This is a genomic window from Veillonella sp. VA142, assembly GCF_003992135.1.
GTDB lineage: Bacteria > Bacillota > Negativicutes > Veillonellales > Veillonellaceae > F0422.
In genome coordinates this window covers 44741-55343 of the sequence record NZ_RQVN01000012.1, presented here as the reverse complement: position 1 = coordinate 55343, position 10603 = coordinate 44741, and the positions used below count along the sequence as shown (strand labels likewise).

Genomic DNA, 10603 nt, shown 5'->3' with positions numbered 1-10603 from the left:
CTGTGCCGATTGTTGTTGCCAGCTGTTTAATCTCTTCAATAATTCCCATATGCCACCTCTTAACCGTTTACTGCTGTATTGTACACTGATACAAAGTCCGTATCCGTCAAGCCTAATGCACCTAATGCGTTGGCTTGTTGGTTTTCTGTCAACGTCTGTTGTTCATCAAAACGCAATCGATTATTGATACTTTCAGCCATAGCACTAGCCCCAGTTTTATCTGTTTCGATGTAGTCCGAAATCTCTTTCAACGTATCAAACGTAGCAGGAGCACCGCCCACTACTTTGGCAATTTCTTCACTTACCTTGTTTGTGATTACAGATTCATCAACAGTACCGCCTGTGCCGTTTGTTTCTAATGTTGATACACGCCCTTTTAATGCCTTAATATCTTTACCGATTTCTTTAACAACTGCTGTAATTCGTTCTACCAATTTCATATTAATTACCTCGCTCTAAAATGTATAATGTCAAAAAATCTCTATCTTCTAATGTGGGATTGGATTCGGATCCAGTTCCACCATCTTCCTCGTTAATCAATTCCACCTCATCATCACGTGGATTGACAACGACCCTATAGGGCTTGTTGTATCGTATCGTCACCTTATTCATCGAATGCCACCCCTTACGTACGCCCTACCAAAAGCAATGCCATTGGTTTTTCCATCGACCTCTTGCACAATGTCGTAATACAGTACTGCACCATGTGATGGTATGCGACCTACTGCTTTCATTTGCTCTGCGGTTAACGTCAACACTGCTGTATTACCAGTAGCCGTCATGCTAGCCGTCAATACTGGCGTTCTATCATCAACATGTCGCTTAAATACTGCCGTGAATGTGCCTCCATCAAATTTAACCGCACTTGTACCATCGTCTAGTGTCAACTCAATCACGTTATCAATGCCTGTATAGAGTTCAATATTTGCTCGTACTAATCCGCTGTACATTGATTACCTCTTTCTTTGTACAATAAAAGGTCGACTACTTGTGCCGACCTCTATCATCAATTGTTATTGTTCTTCTTCTACTCGTTTAGCAATCCATTCAGCTACTGCCTCTACATAAGCTACTGGAATTACTTTCTGACCCTCTTTGCGGTCTTTTTTTGTTAATGCATATTTCCCTGCAGATACTAAATAACCATAAATTGGAATCATAAATTCTTGTACTTTCATTGTCCATTTTCCTTTCACATAATCATAAACTGCTTTTGCATTACTCATGTTTGCCCTCGCTTTCTTCCTCAGTCGGAGGAATAACGTTAGCTAATAATTCATATAACCCTGCCACACTGTCCGATAGTTCTTCTACTGACGGTGTCAGCTTTGGATTATCTTCCGTTGGCTCTTCATGTGGTGGTTCTTCCTTTGGTTCTTCCTTTGGTGGCTCTTGTTTGGTTATCACGCCATCAATCAGTCGTATTTCCCATGGATTGTACACCTCGTTGTTTTCAACATGAGTGTATCCATCGATTGGTTCGATTGGTGATTGGGCGGTGATAACACACTCACCGTTACTGTTGAATAGATAGTGCATAGTTTACACCCTCGCAGCAATGCACATAATATTTAAGAATCCCTCTCTAAGTATATAATGTTTAAAACCACTACCATCAGGCCATGGTCCAGCTAAATCATCGTAAGTTTCAGTAGCAAATACAATTTTATCTTTACTTATACCGCATCGAATAGTCGTAATGTCTGTATCGTGGCCCCTATGTTTTGCCCACCCGATTCTCTTGATTCCATGCTGTGCTCCTGTCATAAGAATATCTTTATCATCGGGATTGATTTTGACATTTCTTTCAGCAAAATCCCACCCATCTTTTGCATATTTCGTGTATCTTACTTCAACCCAACGTTGAATATTCAAAATAATGTATCTACAATCTTCAAAATTAAATCCTTCTGGCACAGGCAAAGGAGTACCATGCCTCAACGTATAATTTTCGACCTTTAAAGCCGTAATCTCAAATCCCGATTTTCTAAACGATTGAGCGTCTATCGTTGCTCCTTTAATAACTCCTTCGCTTGATACACTAAACGTGCCACTAGCATTCTGAATAGTAGTACCAATGATTGTACTACCTGTAATCGTGCCACCTGTCAGCGTGCCTACATTGGCAGTGATAGAACTCAATGAATCTACCTTGATTTTATCTGCCGTAACAGCACTAGCCTGTAACATCTTACTTGTTATGATATTATCATCAAATAATGCTCGACCTGTTACATGGAGTAATTTGCCGTCAATTCGTGTACCCTCTGACGATAAATTGATACGACTAACAAGTGTATCGCCACTGATAGAATTAATACCATTTTGAACTTTCAAGTCAATACTATTGGTTAATTGCGTTATTTGTGAATTAACGTTGTTATTCACATCTTGTACTTTCTGATTGATTAAGTTATCTAAGGCGGTAATACGGCTACTCATTCCAGTTACTTCATTTGTCACTGTCTGAACTACCTTGTTATCAATGGCTTGTACTGCCTTATCTAATTCTTTCGTCCTTGCATCGATATTAGCTATTGCGTCATTCTGTGCTTTCATCAATTCGGGTGGTATTTCCGCCTTGACTGTGGCTAATTGCTCGTCACTTGTATCACCCTCGCCGAATATATCTACATAAGCGACTTTGACCTTATGAACGCCTGCCTCTATCGGTATAAAGATAGTATTCGCTGTGGATTGGTATCGTTGTTCATTCACATAAATATTGGCATGATGTGCCCCACTAGGAATAGGAGAATATGTAACGACTAACCCATTCATGGTTGTTTTAACCGTTACATCTGTAGGTGTTATTGGTTTAGGTACATTGTATTCCAACATAGCGGGTGCTGAATACCCTTTCACTGGATTATGAGCATACAAATATACCGTACTTTGTCTATTCTGTAACAAGCTAGAAGCAGTAGTATTGCTACTTTTTGCCAATAATCCATCATCATTACCTGTTGCGGTGTTCAATCGTACTTCATAAAAGTCTACATCTGCATTCGTGACCTCTCGCCAATTATAAATCGCTTGTTCAGCAAATCGAATAGTGAACCCATCGGGCGTATTCGGTTTATCACTCTTCAATGCAATCTGTAACGACTTCACAATACCATTGGAGTAATTCCCATTGATATCTTTGACTTGCAATTTCACATCATACGTTTTACCTACTTCACATTGGCTAATGACAATTTGACCGTTGCCATCTCCGCCATAGATCCATTCTCTTGTACCTTGTTCACGATACCATGCCACTACCGTGGATAGTGTTTTAAGGTTAGGAGGAATAAACTTGGCCACCAAGTCGTAAGCAATCGCTTTACCACCTAATTGTCGGTATTTATTGGATAAAGTAAACTCGCTTACCTCTGGAATGAAATACTCTTGTATGGTGTACTCGTATTGCTTAACTCGTGAAATATCCTCTTGTTGGCCACCTAGATTATTAAGCGATGTAAACTTCGCATAAATTTTCTTGCCTACATCTTGCTTGCGGTATGGAATACGCATAAAAGCCTCGTCAAGACGGCTTAACTTATCCCCTGCACTATGACTACCTATAGGCGTATTGAATTGCCCTCTAACAAGGTTATTCAACGTTACAGTACCATCTGCATTAAGTGTTGCCGTTTCGTACGATAAGCACTCGCCATTAATATAACAAACGGTATTCCCTCGTTCTGCGTCAATATGTGTACCACTCTTCAATGTGCCATTGACCATACGGATAATACACGAATTTCCATCAGCAGATAATGGACTTACTAGCTTACCTATTCGTGCAGTAGTATTCAACATGCCCATAGATTGGAAGTTAGCTGTCGGATCATCACTCATCCATACTTCGCACCCTCCCCACTCCTGTGGCGTGGATACTCCAACCCATAATTCTTGCCCTTGCCCTACCACATCAGCAGGCGGTTGAATGAATGTAGCATCCAATATTGACTGAGCAGGCTTGTTATAATCGACAAACGGTCGTTCATTCTCATGCACATCATACTTAGTCGGTGCATACATGCCAGGTGGCTTACCAATCGCCGTAATTTGTAATTCGCCGTCTTGTGCTTCTTGAACATCAGTAATCACCACGATTTGCTTATGCAATCCACATGTACTTTCCGTCAATGTCACTAAGTCGCCTGGTTCCAACCTACAAAACGCCCAATCCAATTTGAACGAATATTGATTGCGTTCATATAGTCGTTTCATGGCTAATTGCTCTGCTAAATACATTGCCCTTGCTTTCGTATAGATATAGTGAGCGGAATAACTCGGAGCAGGTTTCATGCCGTTTCGTTGTACGTCTGCCAATACCTCGAATGTAACAGCCTCTTTCTCATACGAATTAGCACGATTAATGAACTCAACAGTAGCCGTGTTATAACTTTCACTGTTCGATTTGCGTTTATACTCAACTAGTCGCCCATCGCTACCACTTAGGAAATCATCTTCTGTCAGATCATATTGAATTTGTGACCGTGGCTCCCATGTTTTAATTGGCTTGTCTGCCAATGGTACGATTTTAAGCCTATCATTCGACCAAAACAGATAGCAATTACAGATATCAGCAATATCTGATACGATTTGCTGTGCTTTCTGCGTATTGGTTTCGGGTGGCGAACTAATCAGAATATCTGCTTGCTTGCAGTACTCTCTGAAATTCTCAATGCCATCTATCGCCGTTTCTTCAATCCCTACAGATTTAAGCACATGAACGATATAATCAGCAGGATTGACATCAATGCCATCACCAGTTTCTAACAACTGCCCTTGGATTTCAAAGTTGAATGTAGGCAAGCTAGCACGTTCACCCATATCAACAACACCTGCCATATAACATAATCCACTATACGGCAATGCTTTATCGGGATGTTTACTCACTACATACGGCCACGGTGCTTGACCTACTTCGCCCAAATAAGCCGTTAAACCTATCTTATCGTTAGGGTATTGATATGTTTCTTTATCGAGCCATACCTTGCCTATTCGTTTTATCGGACCCTCGCATAAGCCAATAGCTACCGCCACTGTATAGGTATATGAAATACTAGTCGCTTTCTTCTTGCCACCCTTACCCACACGTTGTGATGTTCGATGTTCATGTGCGGTGAAATCTTCCCACTGAATGATGTTGCCACTTAATCGTGTAGTACCTAATACCACTGGAACGACCTCACCATAACTTGCACTATTAATTTGAAAGTCTGAAATTCTGTCTGTTCTTGTAGTAATTCCACCACCACGACCAAATAAACCGCCCATTATTCACGCTCCTTATATCTGTAAACCTTGCGTATACGGCTATTGCCCTTGCTATCGTAGAATATAACATCATCTAAATTGGAAATAATCACACCCATATCCACATATGCATGCACTACCATGTTATCGCCTATATAGATAGCACCATGACTAATGCAACGGCCATATTGAAATAGAATGAAATCGCCTACTTGTAAATCGTCAACATCCACCTCATAGCCTATTCGATCCATGTACTTCAAGAACTTATCTTCCGAACGGTGCAAATGCCATTCATTGGAATAGTGTTCAATGTGCATATCGTCATCGCCTATTAGGTTCGCACCAATTAATACGCCTAACATCAAATGAGCACAATCGACTCCGTATTTCTTGGCCATACAATTGTCTACATGTGGAGTACATAACCACGTCATAGCCTCATTTGCTATTAACTCACCATTTGTCATCGTACTGTCTCCTTTAATGGCACATAAGGCGTTGCCCTATTTCTACTGAAATTATTGAACTTATTCTTGCAAGTGGCAGGTGTTTTATCGCAACCTGGATAGATGTATGCCTCATCACCTACTGACGGTTGAGCCTCTGATGGAGTTATAAAATAAATTCTCGATCCATCATCTTTCATTACCTGCGTTGTTTGCCCTACCAATGCACCGCTTACCCATTCAATACCACCTGCTGTGTAATACCCATTATCGTGGGTAATATTCAATACTACCGTGTTATGGTCTGGTACTTGCGTTACTACGGCTCGCTTGTGGTAATTCTTAATATTCACACCACATTCGCCATCATATAAGGTGTACGGACATTGAGGGTAATATCTACGGTTTGGCCACTCTGTATTGAGCTTTTGTACTACAGATTTAACCTCTAATTGTAGAGTTAACCCTCCGCCACTCTTTACTTCGGCTTGTCCTTGAAATAGATTCAAGCCACCAATAACCGCGCCACCATCGCCAAAGAATACACGAATAAGGCGAACTGTAGCACCATCAAAGCCACCATTGTGGGCTACTGTCATGATTGGTACTCCGCCTATGGTGTCATTTGGTGCAGAGTGGATGGTTAACGTCAATTTGTCTACACTAACTTTGGAACTAGTTTTGATTTGAGTTCTTGTGATAATTGGCCCATCCACTCGGTACACTTTGCCACCGTAGGAAACATCTTTGTCAGTGTCTGCGTAGTAATACGATACTCCACTCTTTAAGCGAATATCGTACAAATCACATGACATGAAATGCTTTTCTGTATTCAAATGTGTCTCTAAAACATTACTAACTTCTTTCATCGTACCGTCACCAATTTCATTTCCTTAGATTTCATAATGTTCTTGTAGACTAATTCAGCAGTGAATGTATCCCCTGAAAGTCGTACTTTCCAATAATAAGAATAATCAGCCGTTATCGTTGCATCTTGCGGTATTTCATCGCCTGCATGTAGTCGAATTAAGCCATTATCTACCTCGCATGAGTGTTCTACGCCATTCACATACAGCTTGACGTCTTTGATGTGGTAGATAGGTTCAATATAATCGCCCCATATTCGTATAGCTTGCCATTCTCTAGTTGCTCCAGTTCCTAACTTAACGCCTTTTTCTTTGTTATCTTCGGGATCTAACCAAAGAAATGGCTCGTGTCCACCCTTAACAGTCGCAAAGAATCCCATGACTTGCTTATACTGCTCTTCCGTCAAGTGAGCAAAGGATGTCGTGATTATCCATTGTGGTAATTGCCATGTAGTCATTGACCGTCCCTTGCCACTGCCTGATGTTTTGAGTACTGTATTCCACTTTTGCCCTTTTGTCGATTTCCACGCCAACGACATAATTTGAGGGAATATCTTCAATTTCTCCATCACCATACCCCAACTTCTGTACCAAATTCACGTTCAGTATTAGCCGTGAATTGTCTTAACACTTTACCACCTGTATGTTCTAACCAACTACCGAATGAGTGAGCATCAATAGCACTTACATTCAATGTGATATTGCTACCTCCGCCGTTTTCACGAATGCCCTCGCCTAATCGACTGAATACAGTATCAGATAATGGCAATACGGCCTCGGGATACTGCCCCTCGCCAATTTCCGCAAAAGTTCGACCATAAGCAAGCCCACCTGTCGCCATCTTCATTTTTGGTTGAATCTGTCCGCCGCTAAAATCCAAGCGACCACTAAAGATACTGCCACCACCGAATGAACTCATGCCCGCCATTCCTGCGGATGCCGTTGTATAAGCTGTCATGCCTGCCGTAGCACTAGCACCAAACGTAGCCATCGACATTTGTTGTGCTAACTTTGACCATATTGGTATTTGAGATTGAGCAGACGCAATACTTGCCGTTGCTTGTTGTGCTTGCAATGACTTCCCTAGAATCATTTGTTTTAATTGAGCAGATGCCCATTGTGTTACATAATCCATTACGGATTTAATCATTGCCTTGCCTAAATTTTGCAACGCTTGCGTTAATGTCATTGTGCCTTGCAATAATCCGCCTATGCTATCTTTCAATGTGCCAACACCTGCCATGAGCGAATTATTCACCAATTCATCAAGGGAGAAATACGATTCTTTCACCGCCTCTACATATTGGTTCATTAGTTCTTTCTTCATCTCATATGCGTTTTGATGTGCCACATAATCATCAGTGAGTGCTGTTTGTAATGCCTCAAAGTTTTGAGTACGCAAAGCCTCTTGAATCGCATATTCTGTTTCAGCACCAGTACGCAACAATTCTTCACGTTTCTTGTTGAATAACTCTAATTGAGCCAATTCCTCTTGGCGAACTCGTTCAGAATATGTAATTTTGCCATCTTCAGATAATTCAAAAGCTACATTTCGTTCTTTCAACGAATCAAGATACGTTTTCTTGTCCCTATCGTTCATTTCTGCGAACTCGTCACTCATCTTTTGGTAGCGGTCTGTAATCTCTCGCATTGCCTCAGCGTGTTGTTGGTTTAATTTCTCAAATGGTGATACGGATCCAGTGGAATCAGTAGTAGCAATTTTAATATTGAAAGCCACATCCATATCACGAATACTATTTTTGATTTCTCGAACTCGTTTAGCCTCTTCATGCAATGCTTGCTCTCGCTTATTGGCATACATCTCATTGAGCATTTGCAAATCTTCGTTATAATTCGCATTTTGCTCTTTCGATTTGTCCAATTCTTCAAGTTCTTTCTTTCGCCATGCCTCGACTTCATCAACTTTAGTGCCGAACATTTGGCGGTATGAATCCGTCATTTGTTCGTGGGCTCGTTTAGCCTCCTCGATGGCTTGTTGTAATGAATTATCAGAACCGCCTCCACCGCCTGCGTGTCCTCCGCTACCGCCTCCACCGCTCTCTGTTGCGGTTTCTGCAGTAGTAGTGTCACCACCTCCAGTGAATGCACTTGCCATACCTCCGAATACTTCTTGAGTCTTGTTAGCAAATCCCTCGGCATCGTCTGCGGATATTTCGCTAATCTCTCCAATTTTACCAATGTCTACATTGAGTACTTTGCTAATGACTCCGCCAACACTATTCAATGCACTTGTTAGCATATTGATGAATCGTATAATCTGATTAATCGCCCATGTTACAGTATGCACAATGCTATTCCAAATAGAACTCATTGTTGCCCCTAATCCTTCGGTGGCAATCTTTGGACCTATAAAAGCGGCCGCTAAAGCACTCAACAATGCAACTACAATACCTATTGGATTTGCCTTTAATACCATATTGAAAGCCTTTTGAGCAATTGTTGTTAAGCTGATACTACCACGCAACGCCATCATCACACCACGTGCAAATGCCATAGCTGTAGATGCTGTACCTGTTGCAATTGCTCCAGCAATTACTCTTGCTCTAAAAGCTGTCATGACTGTATTACACAATGCAACGGCTCCTTGATATGCCCTAGTAACAGCAGTAACTGCCATCGTTGCGACTTTCTGCACCGTCAAACTAGAAGCAAATGCCATTGACGCAATTCGTACGCCGACGAAATACCCCATCAATCCTACTACCAATACCCCATAAGTTCTAATAGCAATCGATGGTGCTGTAAATATGCCTCCCCAAATTTTGGCTGATGTTGTTATTACTGAGGCAAGCCCACTAATTGCTATCTTGACCCCATTAAAAGCAACTTTCAATAAAGCAATCGCTCCACTAGCAACAACTGCCATTCCTTGTATCGCAATCCCTATGCCATCTATCGCCGTTTTGAAATCTTCGCTAGCAGTCATTGATGATAATTCTTCCATAACTGGTTGGAAAGCTTGAAACATCGCATTGGATAATTGTTGTCCTACTTCTTGGAATGTCATTGGCATTTCATTAAACTTGGCTTGCGTTTCATCTGCACTATTGAATAATGCATTCTTGATAACCTCAGCAGTAATTGCACCCTCTGACCCTAACTGTTTCAACTGACCAATAGGGACGCCCATTTCTTGTGAGATAGCTTGAGCCAACATCGGAGCATTCTCCATGATGGAATTGAACTCATCACCTTGTAATCGACCTGCTGCCATCGCTTGCGTTAACTGTGTCATAGCAGATGATACTTCGCCTACACTAGCACCCGACAATTTGAACTGCATATTCAACTGTTCAACGAATCGTATCGCCTCATCATTGGATGAAAAACTATCTTTCGCCAACATATTCAGCTTGGCCACACTGTCCAACATGTCAGTATATGAACCCCTCGACCGTTCGGAGGCTTGGTATACCTTATCCATAATGCTAGCCGTAGACTGTGAGCCATCATTGATTAAATCAATACGTGCCTTGATGGATGCGAACTTGTCACTAACAGCAGTGGCCTTTGCACCTAGATCTAGCACCTCTTGGCCAACCAATGCAACACCTGCGACCATGCCCGCCATTGGTAACGCACTAAAGGCTTTTGAGACTATCGACCCCATGCGTTTTCCTAGTACACTTTCTGCCTTATTGCCAACCTCTGCAATCGCTTGTTGTGCTCCCTCGCTATTACCACCAATTATGACCTTTATTTCTTCACGCATTAAATCTCACCTCCTGCGGTTGTCCATTCTTCAATGAATCGCTGTTCTTCTCGTTTCCTGTCTATTCGTGTTACTGGATGGAACGTTTCCACCACATCTTGAACCTTGATGTGTTTGCCTTTTGCAATTTGTACATTAGTAATCATGCACGCATAATAGGCGTCTTTTACGTCCTGCGTCTTAGTCGCCATCTTGTGTGCCTCTACCAAATCTATAAAATCAAAGGGAACTAGTTCATCTAGTTCCCTCGGACTCATTCGTAAATATCCGTAACAAATTGGCTTAACTCGTTCTATCCATTC

Annotated in this window: 11 protein-coding genes; all 11 read right to left on the bottom strand. The window is 41.6% G+C overall.

All coding sequences use genetic code 11. The features are described 5' to 3' along the window. Positions 1-59: 59 nt before the first annotated feature. The 11 genes from EO117_RS06075 to EO117_RS06030 all read right to left on the bottom strand — a co-directional run bounded on the left by EO117_RS06075 (position 60) and on the right by EO117_RS06030 (position 10558). Entirely contained in the window at positions 60-440 is a 381-nt protein-coding gene (locus EO117_RS06075; protein WP_126939588.1) for a hypothetical protein, read from the bottom strand. Position 441: 1 nt separating this feature from the next. Continuing rightward, positions 442-612: a hypothetical protein gene (locus EO117_RS09230; RefSeq protein ID WP_164727507.1), complete on the bottom strand. Its 171-nt coding sequence runs from the start codon at positions 610-612 to the stop codon at positions 442-444. Then, complete coding sequence (locus EO117_RS06070; protein ID WP_126939587.1) at positions 609-950, bottom strand: hypothetical protein; 342 nt, start codon at positions 948-950, stop codon at positions 609-611. Before EO117_RS06070 ends, EO117_RS09230 begins: the two co-directional genes overlap by 4 nt. Before the next feature lie 63 nt (positions 951-1013). Beyond that, positions 1014-1226: a CD1375 family protein gene (locus EO117_RS06065; protein WP_206168589.1), complete on the bottom strand. Its 213-nt coding sequence runs from the start codon at positions 1224-1226 to the stop codon at positions 1014-1016. Beyond that, positions 1219-1539: a hypothetical protein gene (locus tag EO117_RS06060; protein ID WP_126939586.1), complete on the bottom strand. Its 321-nt coding sequence runs from the start codon at positions 1537-1539 to the stop codon at positions 1219-1221. The genes EO117_RS06065 and EO117_RS06060 overlap by 8 nt, the downstream gene beginning before the upstream one ends. 3 nt (positions 1540-1542) lie before the next feature. Beyond that, positions 1543-5274 carry a phage tail protein gene (locus EO117_RS06055; RefSeq protein WP_126939585.1) on the bottom strand — a complete coding sequence of 1244 codons (3732 nt, stop codon included), beginning with the start codon at positions 5272-5274 and terminating at the stop codon, positions 1543-1545. Beyond that, positions 5274-5723 (bottom strand): C40 family peptidase, encoded by a 450-nt coding sequence (locus EO117_RS06050; protein ID WP_126939584.1) that lies wholly within the window; start codon positions 5721-5723, stop codon positions 5274-5276. Before EO117_RS06050 ends, EO117_RS06055 begins: the two co-directional genes overlap by 1 nt. Further along, positions 5720-6571: a DUF2163 domain-containing protein gene (locus tag EO117_RS06045; protein ID WP_126939583.1), complete on the bottom strand. Its 852-nt coding sequence runs from the start codon at positions 6569-6571 to the stop codon at positions 5720-5722. The genes EO117_RS06050 and EO117_RS06045 overlap by 4 nt, the downstream gene beginning before the upstream one ends. Further along, complete coding sequence (locus EO117_RS06040; protein WP_126939582.1) at positions 6568-7137, bottom strand: DUF2460 domain-containing protein; 570 nt, start codon at positions 7135-7137, stop codon at positions 6568-6570. Before EO117_RS06040 ends, EO117_RS06045 begins: the two co-directional genes overlap by 4 nt. Further along, positions 7137-10301 carry a tape measure protein gene (locus EO117_RS06035; RefSeq protein WP_126939581.1) on the bottom strand — a complete coding sequence of 1055 codons (3165 nt, stop codon included), beginning with the start codon at positions 10299-10301 and terminating at the stop codon, positions 7137-7139. Before EO117_RS06035 ends, EO117_RS06040 begins: the two co-directional genes overlap by 1 nt. Beyond that, positions 10301-10558: a hypothetical protein gene (locus EO117_RS06030; RefSeq protein ID WP_126939580.1), complete on the bottom strand. Its 258-nt coding sequence runs from the start codon at positions 10556-10558 to the stop codon at positions 10301-10303. Before EO117_RS06030 ends, EO117_RS06035 begins: the two co-directional genes overlap by 1 nt. Positions 10559-10603: the final 45 nt, after the last annotated feature.